This window comes from Acinetobacter sp. YH16032 (genome assembly GCF_013417345.1).
GTDB lineage: Bacteria > Pseudomonadota > Gammaproteobacteria > Pseudomonadales > Moraxellaceae > Acinetobacter.
Genome location: NZ_VPEE01000001.1, coordinates 322,167 through 342,488, shown reverse-complemented (window position 1 = coordinate 342,488; position 20,322 = coordinate 322,167). Strand labels below are relative to the sequence as shown.

At 39.6% G+C, this 20,322-nt stretch carries 22 protein-coding genes; 10 read left to right on the top strand and 12 right to left on the bottom strand.

From position 1 onward, the window contains the following. Positions 1-8: 8 nt before the first annotated feature. The 4 genes from FTV32_RS01660 to ychF all read left to right on the top strand — a co-directional run bounded on the left by FTV32_RS01660 (position 9) and on the right by ychF (position 3,779). Entirely contained in the window at positions 9-842 is an 834-nt protein-coding gene (locus tag FTV32_RS01660; RefSeq protein WP_180027691.1) for a MetQ/NlpA family ABC transporter substrate-binding protein, read from the top strand. Positions 843-853: 11 nt separating this feature from the next. After that, positions 854-1,924 (top strand): methionine ABC transporter ATP-binding protein, encoded by a 1,071-nt coding sequence (locus tag FTV32_RS01655; RefSeq protein ID WP_180027690.1) that lies wholly within the window; start codon positions 854-856, stop codon positions 1,922-1,924. Next, a complete protein-coding gene (locus FTV32_RS01650; RefSeq protein ID WP_092766235.1) occupies positions 1,905-2,564 on the top strand; it encodes a methionine ABC transporter permease in 660 nt (219 codons plus the stop codon). Before FTV32_RS01655 ends, FTV32_RS01650 begins: the two co-directional genes overlap by 20 nt. 123 nt (positions 2,565-2,687) lie before the next feature. After that, positions 2,688-3,779, top strand: a complete 1,092-nt coding sequence (gene ychF, locus FTV32_RS01645) for a redox-regulated ATPase YchF (RefSeq protein WP_035264512.1) — start codon at positions 2,688-2,690, stop codon at positions 3,777-3,779. A gap of 60 nt (positions 3,780-3,839) precedes the next feature. On the opposite strand, the gene FTV32_RS01640 is transcribed toward ychF, so the two are convergent. Continuing rightward, complete coding sequence (locus FTV32_RS01640; protein ID WP_180027689.1) at positions 3,840-4,394, bottom strand: DUF962 domain-containing protein; 555 nt, start codon at positions 4,392-4,394, stop codon at positions 3,840-3,842. A 99-nt stretch (positions 4,395-4,493) separates the two neighbouring features. Here FTV32_RS01640 and FTV32_RS01635 point away from each other — a divergent pair, with 99 nt between their 5' ends. Continuing rightward, the gene (locus FTV32_RS01635; RefSeq protein WP_257227570.1) at positions 4,494-5,186 is read left to right on the top strand and encodes a Crp/Fnr family transcriptional regulator; all 693 of its coding nucleotides are present in this window, start codon (positions 4,494-4,496) and stop codon (positions 5,184-5,186) included. Between the two features lie 66 nt (positions 5,187-5,252). Here the strand turns inward: FTV32_RS01635 and FTV32_RS01630 are convergent, their stop codons facing one another. Then, the gene (locus FTV32_RS01630; RefSeq protein WP_218947283.1) at positions 5,253-5,735 is read right to left on the bottom strand and encodes a hypothetical protein; all 483 of its coding nucleotides are present in this window, start codon (positions 5,733-5,735) and stop codon (positions 5,253-5,255) included. A gap of 125 nt (positions 5,736-5,860) precedes the next feature. Here FTV32_RS01630 and FTV32_RS01625 point away from each other — a divergent pair, with 125 nt between their 5' ends. From FTV32_RS01625 to dapC, 5 genes are all read left to right on the top strand, one after another. After that, positions 5,861-6,589 (top strand): AzlC family ABC transporter permease, encoded by a 729-nt coding sequence (locus tag FTV32_RS01625; protein ID WP_180027874.1) that lies wholly within the window; start codon positions 5,861-5,863, stop codon positions 6,587-6,589. After that, on the top strand, positions 6,586-6,927 hold the full coding sequence (ygaH, locus tag FTV32_RS01620; RefSeq protein WP_179998205.1) for an L-valine transporter subunit YgaH: 342 nt from the start codon (positions 6,586-6,588) through the stop codon (positions 6,925-6,927). The genes FTV32_RS01625 and ygaH overlap by 4 nt, the downstream gene beginning before the upstream one ends. A 185-nt stretch (positions 6,928-7,112) precedes the next feature. Next, entirely contained in the window at positions 7,113-8,330 is a 1,218-nt protein-coding gene (gene purT, locus FTV32_RS01615) for a formate-dependent phosphoribosylglycinamide formyltransferase (RefSeq protein WP_180027688.1), read from the top strand. A gap of 23 nt (positions 8,331-8,353) precedes the next feature. Beyond that, positions 8,354-11,020, top strand: a complete 2,667-nt coding sequence (gene glnD / locus FTV32_RS01610) for a [protein-PII] uridylyltransferase (protein WP_035264535.1) — start codon at positions 8,354-8,356, stop codon at positions 11,018-11,020. A 31-nt stretch (positions 11,021-11,051) separates the two neighbouring features. After that, positions 11,052-12,221 carry a succinyldiaminopimelate transaminase gene (dapC, locus tag FTV32_RS01605; RefSeq protein WP_035264538.1) on the top strand — a complete coding sequence of 390 codons (1,170 nt, stop codon included), beginning with the start codon at positions 11,052-11,054 and terminating at the stop codon, positions 12,219-12,221. A 427-nt stretch (positions 12,222-12,648) separates the two neighbouring features. On the opposite strand, the gene FTV32_RS01600 is transcribed toward dapC, so the two are convergent. From FTV32_RS01600 to ung, 10 genes are all read right to left on the bottom strand, one after another. Next, positions 12,649-12,951 (bottom strand): hypothetical protein, encoded by a 303-nt coding sequence (locus tag FTV32_RS01600; RefSeq protein ID WP_180027687.1) that lies wholly within the window; start codon positions 12,949-12,951, stop codon positions 12,649-12,651. A 309-nt stretch (positions 12,952-13,260) separates the two neighbouring features. Then, complete coding sequence (gene pyrF, locus FTV32_RS01595) at positions 13,261-13,959, bottom strand: orotidine-5'-phosphate decarboxylase (protein ID WP_180027686.1); 699 nt, start codon at positions 13,957-13,959, stop codon at positions 13,261-13,263. A gap of 139 nt (positions 13,960-14,098) precedes the next feature. Continuing rightward, positions 14,099-14,464, bottom strand: a complete 366-nt coding sequence (locus FTV32_RS01590; RefSeq protein WP_035264552.1) for a lipopolysaccharide assembly protein LapA domain-containing protein — start codon at positions 14,462-14,464, stop codon at positions 14,099-14,101. A 20-nt stretch (positions 14,465-14,484) separates the two neighbouring features. After that, on the bottom strand, positions 14,485-14,790 hold the full coding sequence (locus FTV32_RS01585) for an integration host factor subunit beta (RefSeq protein ID WP_035264555.1): 306 nt from the start codon (positions 14,788-14,790) through the stop codon (positions 14,485-14,487). Positions 14,791-14,952: 162 nt separating this feature from the next. Then, positions 14,953-16,629: a 30S ribosomal protein S1 gene (rpsA, locus tag FTV32_RS01580; protein ID WP_035264556.1), complete on the bottom strand. Its 1,677-nt coding sequence runs from the start codon at positions 16,627-16,629 to the stop codon at positions 14,953-14,955. A gap of 116 nt (positions 16,630-16,745) precedes the next feature. Beyond that, positions 16,746-17,426 (bottom strand): (d)CMP kinase, encoded by a 681-nt coding sequence (cmk, locus tag FTV32_RS01575; RefSeq protein ID WP_035264559.1) that lies wholly within the window; start codon positions 17,424-17,426, stop codon positions 16,746-16,748. Positions 17,427-17,444: 18 nt separating this feature from the next. Next, the gene (locus FTV32_RS01570) at positions 17,445-17,876 is read right to left on the bottom strand and encodes an SRPBCC family protein (RefSeq protein WP_180027685.1); all 432 of its coding nucleotides are present in this window, start codon (positions 17,874-17,876) and stop codon (positions 17,445-17,447) included. Between the two features lie 75 nt (positions 17,877-17,951). Then, positions 17,952-18,476 carry a tRNA adenosine(34) deaminase TadA gene (gene tadA / locus FTV32_RS01565; RefSeq protein ID WP_180027684.1) on the bottom strand — a complete coding sequence of 175 codons (525 nt, stop codon included), beginning with the start codon at positions 18,474-18,476 and terminating at the stop codon, positions 17,952-17,954. Between the two features lie 2 nt (positions 18,477-18,478). Continuing rightward, complete coding sequence (locus FTV32_RS01560) at positions 18,479-19,600, bottom strand: enoyl-CoA hydratase/isomerase family protein (protein WP_180027683.1); 1,122 nt, start codon at positions 19,598-19,600, stop codon at positions 18,479-18,481. After that, positions 19,597-20,310 carry a uracil-DNA glycosylase gene (ung, locus tag FTV32_RS01555; protein ID WP_035264670.1) on the bottom strand — a complete coding sequence of 238 codons (714 nt, stop codon included), beginning with the start codon at positions 20,308-20,310 and terminating at the stop codon, positions 19,597-19,599. The genes FTV32_RS01560 and ung overlap by 4 nt, the downstream gene beginning before the upstream one ends. Between the last annotated feature and the right edge of the window lie 12 nt (positions 20,311-20,322).

The window sequence follows — 20,322 nt, the reverse complement described above, 5'->3', positions numbered from 1 at the left end:
GAGCGTTCATGTCTACTTCAACACAATCATCTAAATTCATCAAAATTACAGTCGTCATCGTCGCAGTACTGGCGGCCTTAGTGGGATATCGTTATGTCAGTCAAAACTCAAATGATAAAGTGATTAAAATCGGTATTAGCCCACCCTATGCTGAATTACTGCAAAGTGTCGCTGAGGATGTAAAAGCACAAGGAATCCATCTCGAATTGATTGAGTTTTCAGACTGGCAAGCACCCAATGTCGCTGTGCAAAATGGTGATATTGATGCTAATTTCTTTCAACAAAGTGTTTTTCTAGCGAATGCAGTGCGTGAAACAGGCTATGACCTTGTGCCTTTTGCAAAAGGTTCAGGCAGTCATGTCGGACTTTATTCAAAAAAATATCAATCCCTACAAGACATACCTGATCAAGCGAAAGTAGTCGTACCGAATGATCCAGTCAACATGGCACGTGGTTTAAATTTGCTGGCTCGTGCAGGTTTAATTCAAGTCAAAGATATTAATAATGAGCTCACCAGCACCCGAGACATTATCAGTAACCCTAAAAAACTCAAGATTATTGAAGTTGAAGGCCCGCAAACCGCGCATGCTTACAATGAAGCTGACTTAATTATGGGTTTTCCTCATTATTTGAAAATGGCAAAAGTTGCTGATCCTACGTCTGCACTGTTATTAGATCCGATTAATAAAAAATTTGCGATTTTGTTTGTAACGCGTCGAGATTATCAAGATCAGGACGACAAATTAAAAACTGTGGTTGAAACCTTCCAGAATTCTGAGAAAGTCCGTCAAATTTTAGACAAAGACTTTGGACAAGGTTTGTGGTTTGAAGGCTGGAAATAAGGAGAATGATCATGGTGAGTTTTGGTTCACACATTGAATTTGCAGTACCCCATATTACGATTCGTCATTTGAATAAGTATTACGATGTACAAGGAAAACAAGTTCACGCACTCAAAAACATTAATTTGGATATTCCCGAAGGAAAAATTTTCGGCATTATCGGCAAAAGTGGTGCGGGCAAATCTTCATTGATTCGCACCTTAAATGGGTTAGAAACTATTTCTGATGGTAGTATTCATATACATCAACATGATCTAGGGCAGCTTAATCACAATGAATTAATCGCCCTACGCCAGCGTATTGGCATGATTTTTCAACATTTTAATTTACTATCTGCCAAAACAGTTTGGGAAAATGTCGCGCTTCCATTGAAAATCGCAAAAGTGCCTGCTGCTGAGATTCAAACTCGTGTGGATGAGGTTTTAAATCTAGTCGGTTTAGCTGAAAAGTATCATCACTATCCATCACAGTTATCGGGTGGGCAAAAACAACGAGTTGGGATTGCCCGCGCATTGGTCAGTAAACCAGAAATACTATTGTGTGATGAAGCAACATCGGCACTTGATCCAGAAAGCACATCTGTTGTTTTATCTTTACTGAAAGAAATTAATCAAAAATTAGGACTCACCATCGTTCTCATTACACATGAAATGCAGGTGATTCGTGAAATTTGTGATCAAGTGGTGGTCATTGATCAAGGTGAAATCGTTGAATCAGGGCAAGTTTGGTCAGTCTTCTCTCGTCCCCAGCAGAAAATCACGCAAGAACTCCTCAATTTGGAACAGCTTGATTTGCCATTCCAGTTACATCAAGAGCGAGCTACACATTTAACGCATACCATTTTGAAAATCAGCTATGCAACTGATTTGAAAAATCCTCCCAACTTAAATGATGTACTTTCTAAAATTGCACTGCCTGTGCATTTATATCAAAGCCATGTAGACACTATTCAACATCATCTGGTTGGCTCACTCATCGTAGGTATTCCTCAATTAGATGTTGATGTGCATACGCTTCATCAGCAATTCCACCATAAAACATCACAAATCGAGGTGCTTGGCTATGCACAACCAGCTCATTGATCTTTTAATTACGGGTACCATTGATACTTTGTTAATGGTCGGTATTTCTGCATTTTTAGCGCTTCTTATTGGATTGCCTATGGCTGTAATCCTCGTCAACACCTCAGAAAATGGGATTTATCCATCAAAAAAAATCAATCATGCCTTGGGTTGGGTGGTAAATATTACGCGCTCTATTCCCTTCTTAATTTTAATGGTGGCGCTCATTCCCTTCACTCGACTGATTGTGGGGACCAGTTATGGGGTATGGGCTGCGGTTGTACCTTTAACTATTGCGGCTACACCTTTTTTCGCACGTATTGCGGAAGTCAGTCTACGAGAAGTTGATCATGGGCTCATAGAAGCTGCACAAGCCATGGGCTGTAATCGCAAACAAATTATTTGGCATGTGCTTTTACCAGAAGCACTGCCTGGTATTGTGGCAGGTTTTACTGTCACGCTTGTAACCATGATCAATTCCTCTGCGATTGCGGGTGCTATTGGTGCGGGTGGTTTAGGTGACATCGCCTACCGATATGGCTACCAACGCTTCGATATGCAAATTATGTTGGCGGTGATCATCGTATTAGTCGTATTGGTCATGCTGATTCAAGCTTTGGGTGATCAATTGGCACATAGTTTGGACAAACGTAAAATCTAATTCACACTATTCAATTGAGTCTCATCTGTGTTTTCGAGAAACATCCAAGCCATGACCTGACTTTGTCATGGCTTTGATGTAAAATCACCGACAATTTTTAAATAACACTGTGTGAGTCTTTTCATGGGTTTTAATTGCGGTATTGTCGGCTTGCCGAACGTTGGTAAATCTACACTTTTCAATGCATTGACGAAAGCTGCTATTGCTGCAGAAAACTTCCCATTCTGTACCATTGAACCAAACACCGGCATCGTTCCTGTTCCAGATCCACGTTTAGATAAATTAACTGCTATTGTTAAACCTCAACGTGTTATTCCAACCACAATGGAATTTGTAGACATCGCAGGTTTAGTTGCTGGTGCTTCTAAAGGTGAAGGTTTAGGGAACCAATTCTTAGCCAACATTCGTGAAACTGATGCAATTGCACACGTAGTACGTTGTTTTGAAGACGAAAATGTTATTCACGTGAACGGCAAAATTGACCCACTTGATGACATTGCAACTATTAACACTGAGCTTGCTTTAGCAGATTTAGAAACAGTATCAAAAGCGGTTACACGTTTAGCAAAGTCTGCGAAAGGTGGTGATAAAGAAGCTGTTGCAACAAAAGCTGTACTAGAAAAAATTCAGCCATTACTTGATGAAGGTCGCCCTGCTCGCGCAGCTGATCTTGATGACGACGAGCGCAAATTAGTTCGTGGCTTTGGTTTATTAACCCTTAAACCAACAATGTATATTGCTAACGTTGCTGAAGATGGTTTTGAAAACAATCCGCACCTTGATGCTGTTAAAAAATTAGCGGCAGAAGAGAATGCTATTGTAGTTCCGCTTTGCAACCAAATCGAAGCTGAAATCTCTTTGCTTGAAGATGATGAGCGTGCTGAATTTTTAGAAGCGATGGGCATGGAAGAACCAGGTCTTAACGTGGTTATTCGTGCAGGTTATGGCTTACTTGGCCTACAAACTTATTTCACTGCAGGCGTTCAAGAAGTTCGTGCTTGGACTGTAAAAATCGGTGCGACCGCTCCTCAAGCTGCTGGTGTGATTCACACTGATTTTGAGAAAGGCTTTATTCGTGCAGAATGCATTGCCTATGACGATTTTGTTCAATACAACGGCGAAGCTGGCGCTAAAGAAGCTGGAAAATGGCGTCTTGAAGGTAAAACTTATGTCGTTCAAGATGGTGATGTTTTACATTTCCGTTTCAACGTTTAAGTCATTAAAAAAACAGCCGAAAGGCTGTTTTTTTTGCAAAGATTATTTAAAAGATTGAGATCATGGATTTTGAGTTGAAGTACTCGAGTGATTTACGTGTTTATGGTCCATGTCATAGCGTAATTGTTTAGCTCGAACCAATACTTTCTCTTCCAGTTTCTTACGTAAACCAACAAGAAATATAAATTCTGCTACGACAAATAAAGGACCTATCGCGAGTCCAACAAGATCATCTACAAAAGCTGGTTTTTTCTTTTCATAATAGTGCCCAATAAATTGAATAATCCATCCCACAATAAAAAATCCAGCACTTACCAATACCCAAGAGGATGTCGCTAAAGCTGCTACTTGTGTGGCTGGCTGATAAATTAAAGCAAATAGCACTGCCATCACTACCCCAAAAATGAGATCCAAACTCAAGTAATAAATCACCGATGTGACGATCAATAACATTGCAAGATCAATGGGATATCCTGCAACTGTAAATTGCGCTTTGGCTGCAAAACACAAGATCGAAAATACAATCAAGGGAATTCCAATAAAATGTGAAAATACGTTTTTACGATCTAGGTGATAAGCTGCATATTGTCCAAGCAAGCTCTCTAAACGAGTCATGTTATCATTCCTTTTTCTGACTATTTCCTTCACTATATATAAATGTAAACCAATAAGTTGTCGACTAGACGACAAATAAACAGCATAAAAGGGATAATTTTGCTTTCAAATCAATACGTTTATCTTTTAAAAAATAATTGGTGGTTTAGCCAGTTTGATCATGAACTACAACAGCTGATGCTCGAACATGCACAGCTCATTGAATATGGCAAAGAGCAACTGATATTTTCTAAAGCTGATCAATTTGATGGCATTTATGCCGTGATTGATGGTGCTGTTCGTTTAGCACATATTGACGTAGAAGGTCGTGAGGCGGTGACAGTTATCGCAGATCCCATTATGTGGTTTGGTGAAATTTCGTTGATTGATCAACAACCCCGCTCTCATCATGCGATTACCAGTAAAAAATCCAAAATCCTCAAAATAAGTCGTGTAGGACTTGATCTAATTTTAGAACAATATCCAAAATTTTGGTTTTATCTGGCTCAATTGGTGAGTCATAAACTCCGTTATGCTTTCATGGAGTTGGTCTCTATTCAAACACAACCCCTTATTCAACGTTTAGCACAAAGATTAATCTTTATCTTAAATGGATACGGTAATCTCAAAGAGATTGAAAAAAACACCATCAACCTATCTCAAGAACAATTGGCACAAATGTTGGTCTGCTCAAGACAGACCATTAATCAAGAACTACAGCATTTAGAAAAAATTGGCGCAATTAAAGTTGCATTTAAAAAAATTGAGGTGATTGATCTCAATCAACTTAAAGTTTTAGCCGATCAAACTTAACCGACTAAAGATGAAGAGCTTCAGTAAAATCTGGATTAATCATTGTATTGGGTTGGCTAGGGTCACTTAAAATAATTTTGTATACGCCTTGGTGTTTCCTAATTCTGGTTGCTCAATTGCAGTTTTGCACTGCGCTTTATCGCGTTCATAATTGGCTTGACGCTGTGCGAGCTGGCCCTCATTTTCCACGATTGCACGTGCCCAAGCATCTATGGTTGTTAGCGCTTTACGACAAAGCGCATATTTCCCTTCAGTCACTGAGTCGGTCATTTTGACATTAATACGCCAATCCAATACCAATTGACGCACAGGCTCGCGTACTTGTGATGGTATAAGCGCTTTATTGGCTTGATACAGAATAGGATCAACCTGATTCATCAATTGCCAAGCATGATTTGCATATTCAGTTGCATCATTGGTCAACTTCGGTGCTTCTTTAATTTCAACCTTTTGATCGGCAGTTTCTGCCTGACCACCACAACCTGACAAAGTGAAGATGAGGAATGTAGTCAATGTAGCTAATTTAAAGGGAGATTGAATCGCAAACATGACATCGCTCTAATAAACTATTCGGCACTATGCTAGTAAATTCGGGTAGAATACTCAATCTCGTTTTATACCTTTTGTTCCAATCTCCAATTAGGTTTATCGTGACCCAATCAAGCTCCCCACACATGACACCGGCAGGTTTTTGGCAAGGTGCCAAAGATAGTCAAGCCATCATTTTCACCTATTTGCCTGTTTCATTCGCGTTTGGTGTATCTGCAACTCAATTTGGATTTACGGCGTGGGAAGCATTATTTTTATCCTGTTCGATGTATGCAGGTGCCAGTCAATTTTTGGTGGTTGCCTTACTCGGCAGTGGCACTTCTATCTGGATGACAGCCTTAACTGTAATAGCACTTGATATTCGACATTTGTTATATGGCCCTGCTTTACAAAACTTAATTCAAGATAAACTCAATCTGAAAAAAACAGCAATTTGGTCATGGGGCTTGACCGACGAAGTCTTTGCATCAGGCATGATTAAACTTTCGCAACGCCGTCAAGAATGGTCTGAATCTTGGATGTTAGGTCTGAGTCTGTTTAGCTGGTTGTCTTGGGCACTTGGATCTTTTCTCGGGGGCTTATTTGCAGATCAAGTCAGTCATCTCCCCCAATTTTTGCAAGCAGCGCTCGACTTTCTATTACCTGCACTTTTCTTGAGCTTTTTATTGGCTGCATTTGAGAAAAAACATACCTTTGTCGTGACCATCACCATTATTGTTTCTGCTATTTCGTGTTACTTTATCGATTTATCTGCAGCGATATTCATTGGCATAAGCTCTGGTATTTTGGCTGGTTTGTTTAAACATTATGTACTGAAGCAACATGATCCTTTGCACACAGGTGAACAATCATGAATCTAGAAATTATTTGTGTCGGTATTCTGGTCGGCATCGCGAATTTCGCCTCACGCTTTGGTCCTTTTTTTGTTATTCAGAAACTACAACAAGGTCGCCAGAAACGCGGTGCTCTTTGGCTTAAAATCGCCCTTGGATCTATCGGTATTGCAGCAATCAGTTCAATGCTCGTGGTCGCGACTTTACCGCCGCTCTTAGAAACACCCAATAAGAGCGTTGCCATGTTAATTGGTTTTATTGTGCTCTCGGGTTTGTATTTCAAATTTAAACAGATTGTACCTGCAACACTCACAGCGGCACTCACATACGGTTTGGTGTATACCTATTTCCCACTTTAAAACATTTCTCGCGTATTATTCATTCAGATTCTAAATTTATAAGCCTGATCCTCGGATAAGGCTTATAAATTTTTATCAATAAAAAAATTAAACGATATCAAAATAATTTCTTGCTTTTTCTTGTATTCATCGCGCTCAAGAGGTTTTAGTTCTGATATGCTAAAAGTCCATAATATCAAGCACGGATGAATCAAATGCTTATTACACTCGGTACTCCACTTCAATCTTCGGCGTTTAAAGTTCTATTATTGGGTTCAGGTGAGTTGGGTAAAGAGGTGGTAATATCATTACAACGATTAGGTGTAGAAGTACATGCAGCAGATCGCTATGACAATGCACCTGCCATGCAAGTTGCTCATCATTCCTACACTTTAAATATGGCGGACCCAAAAGAATTAAAAAAACTGATTGAACAAGTTCAACCTCATTTAATTGTTCCTGAGATTGAAGCCATTGCCACTGAAGTCTTAGTGGAAATCGAAGATGCTAAAACTGCCGTAGTTATTCCCTCTGCGAAAGCCGTGAATCTCACCATGAATCGTGAAGGAATTCGTCGCCTCGCAGCTGAGGAACTAGGGCTACCAACCTCGGCTTATCGTTTTGCCAATAGTTTGGAATCATTCCGTGCAGCATGTGATGATATTGGCTATCCAAATTTTGTAAAACCTGTGATGTCATCATCAGGTAAAGGACAATCACGCGTAAAATCTTTTGATGAAGTCGACACAGCTTGGGAATATGCTCAAACAGGTGGTCGTGTCAATCAAGGTACTGTCATCGTAGAATCGCAAATTGATTTTGATTTCGAAATTACATTACTCACAGTACGGGCAAAAAATCCTGAAACAGGAGAAATCGAAACGCACTTCTGCGATCCTATTGGACACCGTCAAGATGCAGGTGACTATGTAGAAAGCTGGCAACCTCAACCTATGAGCACAGCTGCCCTTGATGAAGCAAAACGTATTGCCAATAAAGTCACAGTAGCGCTCGGCGGTTGCGGTATTTTTGGTGTGGAATTATTCGTTAAAGGTGATCAAGTTTGGTTCAGTGAAGTTTCTCCTCGTCCACATGACACTGGATTAGTGACACTTGCATCTCAATATCAAAGTGAATTTGAACTTCATGCCCGTGCGATTTTAGGTCTTCCAGTGAACACGCAACGTCACAGTGTTGCTGCAAGCGCTGTGATCTATGCAGGTGTTGATGATACGAATTTGTCATTTTCTGGCGTAAATCTTGCTATGCAAAACCCTAATGTCGATTTACGTCTTTTTGGTAAACCTGAAGGTTTTAAACGTCGCCGTATGGGGGTCGCAACTGCACGTGCTGAAACAACTGACATTGCACGCGAATTAGCGACTGAAGCAGCTTCAAAAGTAATTGTAAATCAAAACAAATAATTCATTAGGTAGGCCATCATTTCATGATCAATACGTCTCCATTAGCAAACTATGTTTCGAGTAATCACGACATCAAGGCAATTAATCAATGGCGCTCAGATGTTGAAAATCAATTACAACATGAGTTTGAAAATGGTAAGGCGATACGTGAGATCATCCTCACTCGATCTAACCTGATTGATGAGGCACTTAAATTCCTTTGGCAACATGCTGAGTTAGATCAAACCGATCTGGGCTTGTTCGCTGTAGGAGGTTATGGTCGTCGTGAAATGATGCCCTACTCTGATGTCGACATTCTGATCCTTTCAGAAGATGATCTTACACAAGAACAAGAAAATGCCATTACCATTTTTATTTCCTCTCTATGGGATGTTGGAAATTTTAAACCTGGCGTAAGTGTAAGAACCATTCAACAGTGCTTTGAACAGGCCATGAATGACTTAACGGTAGCAACATCTCTCATTGAGTCTCGTTTAATTATTGGCAATGAACACTTAGCGAAATGGCCTCGTCGTGTTGTTTCACAAACTTGGACGGATAAAACCTTCTTTGATGCCAAGATGGAAGAACAAGCCAAACGCTACGCTCAGCACAACAACACTGAAAGTAATTTAGAACCTGATATCAAAAATGCACCGGGCGGCATTCGAGACATTAACCAAATTGGTTGGATTGCAAAACGGCATTTCCGAGTAAATCGTATATACGATCTTGTACATTTAGGTTTCATTTCTGAGTTTGAACTTGGGGTGCTCGAAGATGCTGAGAATTTTCTCTGGGAAATTCGTCATCATTTACACCGCTTAACTAAGCGTGATGAAAACCGACTATTGTTTGATTACCAACGCGATATCGCAGCAAAATTTGGTTACCACAAAGTCGAAGGTGAACATATCAATTATCCAATTGAACAGTTCATGAAACGCTACTATCGAGCAGCTCAGCAGGTTTCAACCCTGAATGAAATGCTACTCGCCTATTTTAATGAGTCTGTCATCACTCCTCGTTTACCCAACTATGAGCGTAAAATTGAGGAAGTGAATGAAAACTTCAAATTGGTGGATGGTAAACTCGCAGTTCAACACCATAAAATTTTTGCAGAGAAGCCTACAGCCATCCTTGAGATTTTCTATATCCTAGCAAATCGCCCTGATATTGATGGCATTCGAGCTCGTACACTTCGATTGCTTACTTTAGCTGCAAAACGCATTGATCAAGCGTATCGAGACAATCCAGTTAATCAAGCCTTGTTTATGGCGATCATCCGATCACCGAATAACTTATATGAAACATTGCTTGCGATGAAACGTTATGGTGTACTCGGCAACTATATTCCTGCATTTGGGCAAATCATGGGCCTTATGCAATACGATTTATTCCATATCTATACTGTAGATGCACATACACTCCTACTCTTACGTAATTTAAATCGTTTTAAAGCGCCAGAATTTGCTAAAGATTTTCCTGTCGTAAGTTCCGTATTCCAGCGTCTGGTGCGCCGAGACATCGTATTCCTCGCTGCTTTGTTCCATGATATCGCCAAAGGTCGTGGTGGAGACCATAGTGAATTGGGCGCGGTTGATGCCATTGAGTTCTGTAGCAAGCACGGTTTTACTGAGCGTGAGTGTAATCTTGTTGCGTGGTTAATCCAAAATCATCTATTGATGTCGATGACTGCGCAGAAAAAAGATATTTCTGATCCAGATATTGTAAAAGATTTTGCCGAGAAGCTCGGTGATATGGAACACTTAGACTATCTGTATACGCTTACAGTGGCTGACATTAACGCAACCAATCCTAAGCTTTGGAACACATGGCGCGCATCGCTCATGCGTCAGTTATATACCAATGCTCGTGACGTTATTCGTAGTGGTTTGGGTCGTCCTGTCGATTACCAAATGCTGATCGAAGATACCAAATTTGCAGCAAGTGAATTACTTGTCAATGATTATGCTTTAGAAGCTGTTGAAAAAGTTTGGCAAGAACTTGGTGACGAATACTTCCTCAAAGAAACTGCAGATGAAGTCGCATGGCATACACGTGCAATCCTAGATCATGGTGATAATTCAGCACCATTGGTGATGATGCGCGCGCACCGTAAATCAGCGCAAGATGCTGTGCAGATTTTTATTTACACTCAAGATCAACCTAATCTTTTTGCCACCACTGTTGCAGTTCTAGATCGTATGAATCTAGATGTACAAGATGCACGCATTATTACAGCAACTAAATCCTTTAGCTTAGACACCTACGTGGTGCTTGATCGTTTTGGCACATTAGTGACAGATCCAGAACGTGAAAATACGGTAAAAGAATCATTGGTGCACGCATTAACAGATTCACAAAATTATCCAGGTTTAATGCAACGCCGTATTCCACGCCAACTTCGTCATTTTGATATCGAAAACACAATTGATATTACGTTGAACGAGGCGCTACAGCAAAATATGGTCGAGATCTCTACCCTCGATCAGCCTGGATTACTTGCCCGTATCGGTGGCTTATTTATGATGCAAGGTCTCGATATCCATTCCGCGAAAATCGCCACCTTGGGTGAGCGCGCAGAAGATATTTTCTTTGTAACCAAAAAGAATGGCGAACCTATGAATTTAACTGAAGCTCAGGCTTTTGCTGAACAATTAAAAGCAGCATTAGATGAGGCTTCAAATCAGGTCTGTAATCATCATTAAAATTTAGATTTAACCCGACGGTAACTGTTTCATGAACTCTAGTTTAAACCTATTACATCCTTATCCATTTGAAAAGTTGAATAAACTTTTTCAGGATGTAAAACCTGCAAATCTTCCGTTAATTCCATTGTCAATTGGTGAGCCAAAACATCCTGCACCTGAATTCGTAAAACAAGCTATTGTCGATAACTTCAATCATCTTTCGACATACCCAAACAGTAAAGGCTTACCAGAATTACGTGAAAGTATTGCGCAATGGCTCACACGCCGTTTCAAATTAAATGCTATTAGCGCAGAAGATCATATTTTACCTGTGACTGGCACACGTGAAGGAATTTTCTCATTCGTACAAGCGCTGATCAATCGTGATGAAGCACCTTATGTAGTTATGCCGAATCCCTTTTATCAAATTTACGAAGGTGCAGCTTTACTCGCTGGCGCTCAACCCTATTTCATCAACTGTACTGAAGAAAATGGTTACCTTGGCGACTTCGATGCTGTCCCTGCGGAAGTATGGGAGAAGACAGCTTTGCTCTTTGTCTGCACCCCCGGAAATCCGACAGGTGCTGTGCTTTCAAAAGAACAATTCAAAAAATTAATTGCGCTCTCTGATCAATACAATTTTGTCATCGCATCTGATGAATGCTATTCAGAACTATGGTTTGATGAAGCCCCTGTAGGATTACTCGAAGTTTGTGCTGAACTAGGTCGTGATGACTATAAAAACTGTATCGTATTCCATTCTCTATCTAAACGTTCTAATTTACCAGGTATGCGATCTGGCTTTGTTGCTGGTGATGCTAGTCTATTAAAACCTTATTTAAAATTCCGCACTTACCACGGAGCTGCAATGCCAGTACAACATCAATTGGCATCTATTGCTGCATGGAATGATGAAGCACATGTTGAAGAGAACCGTAAACAATATCGTGCTAAATTTGATTTATTCCAACAAGAATTAGGTGATTTGCTACCACTGAAAAAGCCTGATGCGGGTTTCTATTATTGGTTAAAGGTAGATAATGATGAAACTTTTGCCAAAATGCTGATGGAAAAAGCACATATCAAAGTCTTACCGGGTCGTTATTTATCTCGTGATACTGAACAAGGAAACCCAGGTGAAAGCCATGTTCGTCTTGCTCTCGTAGCAGATTTAGACCAATGTAAAGAAGTTGTTAAACGCTTAAAATCAATTCTCTAATCGTGCATGATCTTTAATTTTAAGCCCTCTTTTTAGAGGGCTTATTTTTTTGATTGATGATTCTAGGCATAGTTTGAGCGGAAAATGATATTTTCTAACAAACCTCTCTCTAACTCTCTCCCAAAAGGAGAGAGAACTAAAAAGAATGGATTGCCCATGATAATGTTTGGATCACTCTCAAGTGTGAGTTGTAGTATGCCTATGGGATTTAAAAAATTAGTTCTTTATGCATGATGGTAACTTTTTAATTTACTAGTTATTTTACTTTTTATAGAACCATTTTTATACAAGGCATATATGAGTAAGTGTTCAATGAGTAAATATGCATCATTCGGATGTGGTGTATCTTTCATGTCATAATTCTTTTCTTCCTTAATAAAGTTTATATATCTTATACATTGAGAACCATAATTTGAGCTTAAGTTACTTATAAATCCTTAGAACATGCTTTTCCGAGAAAATTTGAATGTTTAGATGCTTTATTTTTATATAAAATATATTCTTCTAATAGTTCCTTCCTTCTTTTTGCTGTAGTGCTTTTAGTTTCAATTTCGTTCTGTATTAATTCAAGTTTACTTAAATTATAAATATATTCTTTTGTTTCATTTGCAATGACTTCACTAACTTTTTGATTTCTCCATTCATTTGAAATACACCATGCAGTAGTAGATGCTATTCCAGCCCCTATTAAAGTAGCAATTGCTCCCCAATGCCAATTACAAGCTTCCATATTTTTTTCCTTTCATACCTTTTATGCAGCAGCAACGCCATGCCTAATAGCTTTTTCAATTTCTTTATTTGTTAAACCTTTTATACAATCCTTTAGTTCTATTATGTTTTTAAGTTTTAGCTTTCTTAGCACCAGGCTTCTTCTCACTCCTTTCTAAACCTTGTTTAAAACTTTCTTGAGTCTAACAATAATGGTCAGTAGTTCCCTTTAGAGATAATATAACTTCAACTATTGATACATCATAAAATTAAAAAAAACGCCATGAAAATTCATGGCATTTTAAAATACTTAATATCTGTAATTGGAAAATTACAAAGTCGCCAGAATGTCTCTTAAAGTCTGATTTGGATTTTCTGATTTAGTAATCGGACGACCAATAACCAAGTGTGTAGAACCATCTAACATTGCTTGCTTAGGTGTAACAATACGTTTTTGATCATCCGCTGCAGAACCTTCCGGACGAATTCCCGGAGTGACGAGAGCAAAGTTCTGACCTAAAGTTTCGCGTAACATTTTTGCTTCTTGCGCAGAACATACAACACCATCCAAGCCACTTTCTTGAGTTAAAGTCGCTAGACGTTTTACATGTTCAAAAGGCTCAATATCCAAACCTAGATCACGTAGATCTTCTCGCCCCATTGAAGTTAATACGGTAACTGCAATCAACTGTGTTTGATAGTTACCTGCTTTTAATCTTTCTACACAAGTTTCCATCATTTTTCGTCCACCAGATGCGTGAACATTAACCATCCATACCCCTTGATCTGCAGCAGCGCAAACGGCTTGTGCTGTAGTATTTGGAATATCATGAAATTTTAAATCTAAAAATACTTCAAAACCCTGATCATGCAATACTTTTACAACGGTCGGACCTTCATGTGTAAAAAGTTCTTTACCCACCTTTACACGACAAAGTTTAGGATCCAAATTTTCAGCCATTTTCAATGCGTCGTATTGGCTTTTTGCATCTAAAGCAACAATGATACTCAAGGTTGTTCTTCCGTCCATCTAAAGTTGCGTCATTATAAAGATGTTCAACTTAAGCTGCAAAATTAACTTTTAAAAACTCAGTTTAAAACTCAACAGTTTATTTTCAATAAAAAAAACCTCTAAAATAAATTTTAGAGGTTTTTTAAATATTTATAAATTACAGCGGATTTGAGTTACGCGGATCTGAATGCACATCTAGTACTGTCTTTTCATGACGTACATTTGCAGCAGCTTCAGCAGCAGCTAACTGAGCATTTTGGATTTGTTCTTTACGAAGATATTCAATATCTTTGCGAAGACGCTTAATTTCCCAACTATTTTGGAATACACGGAAAACTTGAACTCCGAGTAATAATCCAACGATGATCCCAAGTGCCAAAGTCAACAAAAGCAATAAACCTAATCTCATTGCCGGTACTTGAGTGAATAGAAGATCAACAGTCAGTTCTGTACCATTTTGCAGAACCAATGCCAATGCATATCCGAAGATTACAACTAACAGTGCAACTAATACGTAACGCATAACCACCCCTGAGTAATTTATTATTTTCCTGCTGATTCGTTTACAGCATCTCTTAGTGCTTTACCTGGTTTGAAATGAGGTACAGCTTTAGCAGCCACTTCAACTGACTTACCTGTTTTAGGATTACGCCCAACTCGCGGTTCGCGATGATGTAAAGCAAAACTTCCAAACCCACGAATTTCAATACGATTATCAGCTGATAATGACTCAATCATTTGATCGATCATAATTTTAACAGCTTCTTCGACCAATGGCTCAGCCAAATGAGGGTTTTTGATAGAAATACGTTCTATTAAGTCAGACTTATTAAGTGCTTCAGTAGTCATCTGCGACCTCTTTAATTATCAAGCTACTCTGTGCATAGCGAGATAATAACCTGTTTAAATACAAAACGGTAGCGCAGTAAGTCAATACTACGCTACCGTTTACAGTATTTGTGTAAAAAGTATTAGTTAAATTACATTAACAATACATTGAACACGAAAGACTTAGTGGTTCATTTGAGCTTTGATCAAATCACCAATTGTCTTAGGACCGTTGTCTTGACCTGCAGAAGCAGTTTTCAAGTTAGCAACAGCTTCTTTCTCTTCAGCTTCGTCTTTCGCTTTGATAGACAAGTTGATTGCGCGTGATTTGCGATCAACATTGATGATCTTAGCTTCAACTTCTTGACCAACTTCTAAGAATTTAGTTGCATCTTCAACGCGGTCACGGTTGATTTCTGAAGCTTTAAGAGAAGCTTCAACTTCGTCAGCCAACTTAATTGTTGCGCCACGAGCATCAACTGCAACTACAGTACCTTTAACAAGAGCACCACGTTCGTTAGCAGCTAAGAAATCGTTGAACGGATCGCTGTTCATTTGCTTGATACCAAGACTGATACGGTTGCCTTCAGCGTCTACAGAAAGGATAACCGCTTCAACAGTGTCACCTTTCTTGTAACGACGAATCGCTTCTTCGCCTTGTTCATTCCAAGAAATGTCAGATAAGTGAACTAGACCATCGATACCGCCTGGTAAACCGATGAAGATACCGAAGTCAGTGATAGACTTGATTGTACCTGAAACTTTTTCACCTTTGTCGTGAGCCTTAGCAAACTCTTCCCATGGGTTAGCACGAGTTTGTTTGATACCAAGAGAAATACGACGACGCTCTTCATCAACTTCAAGAACCATAACATCAACTTCATCACCAATCTGAACAACTTTAGATGGGTGGATGTTTTTGTTTGTGTGGTCCATTTCTGAAACGTGTACTAAGCCTTCAACGCCTTCAGCGATTTCAGCGAAGCAACCGTAATCAGTTAAGTTAGTTACACGCGCTTTAACGATAGAACCTTTAGGGTAACGGTTCATGATCGCTAACCATGGATCTTCACCTAGTTGTTTAAGACCTAATGATACACGGTTACGCTCTTTGTCAAATTTAAGTACTTTAACAGTAACTTCTTGACCAACTTCAACAACTTCTGATGGATGCTTGATACGTTTCCAAGCCATGTCAGTGATGTGAAGAAGACCATCAATACCGCCAAGGTCAACGAAAGCACCGTAGTCAGTAAGGTTTTTGATTGTACCAGTAACTGTTTGACCTTCTTCAAGTTGAGAAAGAAGAGCTTCACGGTCAGCTGAAGATTCAGCTTCCATAACTGCACGACGTGATACAACAACGTTGTTACGTTTAGCGTCAAGTTTGATAACTTTGAATTCTAACTCTTTACCTTCAAGGTGAGTCGTGTCACGGATAGGACGAGTGTCTACCAAAGAACCTGGTAAGAATGCACGTACTGGACCGATGTCAACAGTGAAACCGCCTTTAACCTTACCAGAGATAACACCAGTAACGATCTCGCCGTCTTCAAAGATTTTTTCAAGTTTAGTCCAAGTTTCAGCACGTTTAGCTTTTTCACGTGATAAAACTGTTTGACCCATACCGTTGTCAAGCGCTTCAACAACTACGTCAACTGTGTCACCAACGTTAACTTCAAGTTCACGTTGTTCGTTTAAGAATTCAGAGCGAGCTACTACGCCTTCAGATTTAAGGCCAGTATCTACAGTTACCCAGTCAGAATCGATGCTAACAACGATACCTTGGATGACTGCACCCTTTTCAACGTTGAGGTTTAATTCGCTTGCTTCAAAGAGGGCTGCAAAAGATTCGGTCATGATATACCTAGAAAAGTCAGCGGTCTTGGATCAGACAAGGCCGGTTTAGTTAAGTATCGACATAGTCCATATAGAACTGATCAAGCTATGCTTCCACTAATATTCATTAATTTATCTTATTGCGCATCAATATATGCGGTCATCAGGTTAAATACAGCGTCAATGTCCAGATCTGAACTATCGATAATGTAAGCCCCTTCAGCCGGCTTAAGCGGCGCAACGGTTCTTTCCATATCACGCTTATCACGTGCTTGGATATTAGATAAAATGTCGCTTATTTTAACATTTTGCCCCATGGCCTGCAACTGCTTTACACGTCGCTCAGCACGCGACTCAGCAGAAGCCGTCAAATATATTTTTGCTTGGGCTTCTGGGAAGATTGAAGTCGCCATATCACGGCCATCGGCAACAAGACCTGGTGCTTGAGCAAATGCACGTTGTCTTTCGAATAATGCCTGTCTTAATTCAGGTACAACTGCAACCTTGGATGCAAACTCACCGACTTTTTCAGTGCGAATTTCATCCGTTACATCATGCCCGTTAAGTAAAATTTTTGTTTTTAAATGATCACTAACAAATTGAATATCGAGATGAGTCGCTATTTCTACGCATTTAACCAACACATCTGGATTGTGAATTGAATCAATTAAATTCAGCTGATGTAATGACAATCCCAACAAACGATACAAAGCGCCAGAATCTAGTAAATGAAACTGGTAATGCTGTGCCAATTTTGCTGCCAAAGTTCCTTTGCCTGAACCGCTTGGTCCATCGATCGTGATAATTTGAATTGTCATTACTTTACCAACTTCGCCTTAAAGGCGTTTTGCTAATTTCTTAAAACCAAGTGTAATAGCAAGTTTGAGTTGTGCAAGAATTAATTTGCTCACAAACGGTGCTCTTGCCTGTAATTCGATCGTGTATGTGACTAAAGTTTTAGCTGTTGAAAGCTCTTTAAATTCAATAATTCCAAGATGATGTTTGATTAATGGATTCTTGATAATTTTGTATTCAATACGCTTATTTGGCTCTAGTACAGTAATTTCTTCTTGAATTGGCTTTATTGGGCCTAATCCCATTTTTCGTACTGATCCAATCCCATCAGGACGACTCGGATCAGCTGCATCTTTAATGCGTACAACCTGAATCGGTGCAAATACATCATTATAAGTCGCATGTTTTGACAAAACTTCAAATACACGATCTATAGGCTGGTTAAATTCTTGTTTAACTTGGATTGAATTCATTTTTTATTCCTTTTCATTGAGTCCGCTTCATACTGACAATACATTATGTCAATTTTTCACAATCAACAATAGCAATCATTCCTGATTATTTTCTATTTTTTGTCGTACACGCTGTTGTTTTTTTTGTTCACGTCTGAATTTAAAAAATTCTGAAAGCTGATGAGCACACACTGATTGCATGCAGCCCCCTTCAAATTCAAATATATGGTTATAGTAACCTTGATTATTCAATAGCTGTCGCGCACTGACCAGAGAACCCGCCTTCGGCTCTAAAGTACCAAATACAACACGATGAACTCGAGCATGAATTAAAGCCCCCACACACATCGTGCATGGCTCAAGGGTTACATAAAGGGTTGCATCTTCTGGTAGACGATAGTTCTGAATTTGATTACATGCTTGGCGAAGTGCGACCACTTCTGCATGAGCAGTTGGATCATGACTCAGGATGGGTTGATTATATCCTTCACCAATTACTTTTCCTTGACTCACAATGACAGCTCCAACAGGAATTTCTCCCAATTTAGCTGCGAATGCAGCCTGCTCATAGGCACGCTGCATCCATTTTAGATCTTCGGCATCAAATTGGATTTCAGTCAAAATTAAATAATACCGTACTGTTTTAACAAGTTATTCCAGCTCTCGATATTTGTAACTGGTGGGTGCGCACCTAAAACTCCTTTTAAGGACATAGATTCTGCAGGTGTCCATTCAGGAGATAAATCTTTATCCACTAAACGTGCACGTACACCTTCAACAAAATCAGGATGTCTAATTTTCCAATCAGAAATTTGAGTTTCAAGTTCAAATACTTCTTGCCAAGGATGAACTTGACGCCCCCATTGCCATAACAACCAGGTAATCGCAGCTGTACTTGGTGATCCTTTTGCCAGATTTTCACTGGCTTGTCTTAGCCAGTCACTTCGTGCATCACTTAGACCGATAATTGCTTCGTAGTCATTTTCAAAGTTTGCACCACGACAGACACTGTGAATCACGTCTAACGAGATTTGCAGTGGCCCTGGAGAAACTGGTCGATGCAAACTATTTAAAGTGTCATCTAATGCCCTAAAATCACCAGCAGGATAATGATCCCAATCGATATTGATCAACTTTTGTAAAACAACATCGCGCTGAGCATCACAAATATGAGTCGCCCAGCCAATACCATAAGCTCCTGCCGCAGTCATGATCGATCCAGTTAAACCTGTAAATAGACCAATTGGACCACGATCTGCCAAGAAACGACTAGCACCAACATCTGGATATAAACCAATATTCACTTCTGGCATTGCAAGACGCGAATAAGGTGTAACGAGTCTGAATGGTGCAGCCATAAATAAACCAAGCCCACCACCCATCACATAACCTTCACCCCAAACGACAATCGGCTTAGCGTAGTCATGCAACAAAAGATCTAGCGCGTATTCTTGTTCAAAAAATTTATTTGCCGCATCAACCTCATTATTGATGACCAACTGACGGAGTTTGCGTACATCCCCACCGGCACAAAAAGCTTTAGGGGTTGTTGAATCAAACCAGATCGCTTTAACCGCATCATCATGATGAAACTTTTCAAAAACAGCCAATAAAGCCGTCACAATAGATTCATCAAGTGCATGTAAAGATTTTGGACGATTTAATCGAACCACTCTCCATCCATTCTGTGCTTCTTCAACAATTAAGTCAGGATGATATTGATTCGTCTCAGGAGATATTGTCATGCTTCCAGCTGCCATTTAATTGGCTCAATGCCATTTTGTTTAAGATAATTATTTGTTTTTGAAAAAACTTTACACCCAAAAAAACCACCTCGGTTTGCTGCCAACGGTGATGGATGTGCTGCTTTTAAGACCAAATGCTTATTTTGGTCAATTCGTTGACCTTTCTTATGCGCGTACGCACCCCAAAGAATGAAAACGATCTTTTCACGTTGCTCATTTAGAACATCTATCGCAGCATCAGTGAAATCTTCCCAACCTTTCTTTTGGTGTGAAGTCGGCTGGCCCGCTTCAACAGTCAATACACTGTTCAGCAATAAGACACCCTCTTCAGCCCATTGGGTTAAATCACCATGCTTGGCAGGCACTATTCCAAGGTCAGTGCTGAGTTCGTGATAGATATTACGCAAAGACGGCGGTAATGCAACACCCTTTTGCACTGAAAAACTCAATCCATGTGCTTGATTTGGACCGTGATAAGGATCTTGACCGAGAATCACGACCTTTACACGATCTAAGGGTGTAGTGTTGAACGCATTAAATATAAGGGAATTAGGTGGGTATATCACCTTATTCGCCTGTAATTCAGATTTGAGAAAAGCTTTCAGCTGATCCATTTTATCGCTGAGCAGAAAATCTGCTAAAGCATACTTCCAACCATCCTCTAACCGAACTTGATTCAGTTGACTTAATTCTTGTTCGGTGAGTTGCATTGTGTTCATCCC

Bases quoted from the DNA above. Each gene is read 5' to 3' on its own strand.
- FTV32_RS01600 (WP_180027687.1), bottom strand. From the start codon at position 12,951: ATGGAAGCTTGTAATTGGCATTGGGGAGCAATTGCTACTTTAATAGGG.
- FTV32_RS01590 (WP_035264552.1), bottom strand. From the start codon at position 14,464: ATGCGTTACGTATTAGTTGCACTGTTAGTTGTAATCTTCGGATATGCA.
- FTV32_RS01655 (WP_180027690.1), top strand. From the start codon at position 854: ATGGTGAGTTTTGGTTCACACATTGAATTTGCAGTACCCCATATTACG.
- dapC (WP_035264538.1), top strand. From the start codon at position 11,052: ATGAACTCTAGTTTAAACCTATTACATCCTTATCCATTTGAAAAGTTG.
- purT (WP_180027688.1), top strand. From the start codon at position 7,113: ATGAATCAAATGCTTATTACACTCGGTACTCCACTTCAATCTTCGGCG.
- cmk (WP_035264559.1), bottom strand. From the start codon at position 17,426: ATGACAATTCAAATTATCACGATCGATGGACCAAGCGGTTCAGGCAAA.
- FTV32_RS01625 (WP_180027874.1), top strand. From the start codon at position 5,861: ATGACACCGGCAGGTTTTTGGCAAGGTGCCAAAGATAGTCAAGCCATC.
- FTV32_RS01585 (WP_035264555.1), bottom strand. From the start codon at position 14,790: ATGACTACTGAAGCACTTAATAAGTCTGACTTAATAGAACGTATTTCT.
- FTV32_RS01560 (WP_180027683.1), bottom strand. From the start codon at position 19,600: ATGACAATATCTCCTGAGACGAATCAATATCATCCTGACTTAATTGTT.
- FTV32_RS01660 (WP_180027691.1), top strand. From the start codon at position 9: ATGTCTACTTCAACACAATCATCTAAATTCATCAAAATTACAGTCGTC.
- rpsA (WP_035264556.1), bottom strand. From the start codon at position 16,629: ATGACCGAATCTTTTGCAGCCCTCTTTGAAGCAAGCGAATTAAACCTC.
- ygaH (WP_179998205.1), top strand. From the start codon at position 6,586: ATGAATCTAGAAATTATTTGTGTCGGTATTCTGGTCGGCATCGCGAAT.
- ychF (WP_035264512.1), top strand. From the start codon at position 2,688: ATGGGTTTTAATTGCGGTATTGTCGGCTTGCCGAACGTTGGTAAATCT.
- FTV32_RS01650 (WP_092766235.1), top strand. From the start codon at position 1,905: ATGCACAACCAGCTCATTGATCTTTTAATTACGGGTACCATTGATACT.
- FTV32_RS01640 (WP_180027689.1), bottom strand. From the start codon at position 4,394: ATGACTCGTTTAGAGAGCTTGCTTGGACAATATGCAGCTTATCACCTA.
- ung (WP_035264670.1), bottom strand. From the start codon at position 20,310: ATGCAACTCACCGAACAAGAATTAAGTCAACTGAATCAAGTTCGGTTA.
- FTV32_RS01570 (WP_180027685.1), bottom strand. From the start codon at position 17,876: ATGAATTCAATCCAAGTTAAACAAGAATTTAACCAGCCTATAGATCGT.
- pyrF (WP_180027686.1), bottom strand. From the start codon at position 13,959: ATGGACGGAAGAACAACCTTGAGTATCATTGTTGCTTTAGATGCAAAA.
- glnD (WP_035264535.1), top strand. From the start codon at position 8,354: ATGATCAATACGTCTCCATTAGCAAACTATGTTTCGAGTAATCACGAC.
- FTV32_RS01630 (WP_218947283.1), bottom strand. From the start codon at position 5,735: ATGTTTGCGATTCAATCTCCCTTTAAATTAGCTACATTGACTACATTC.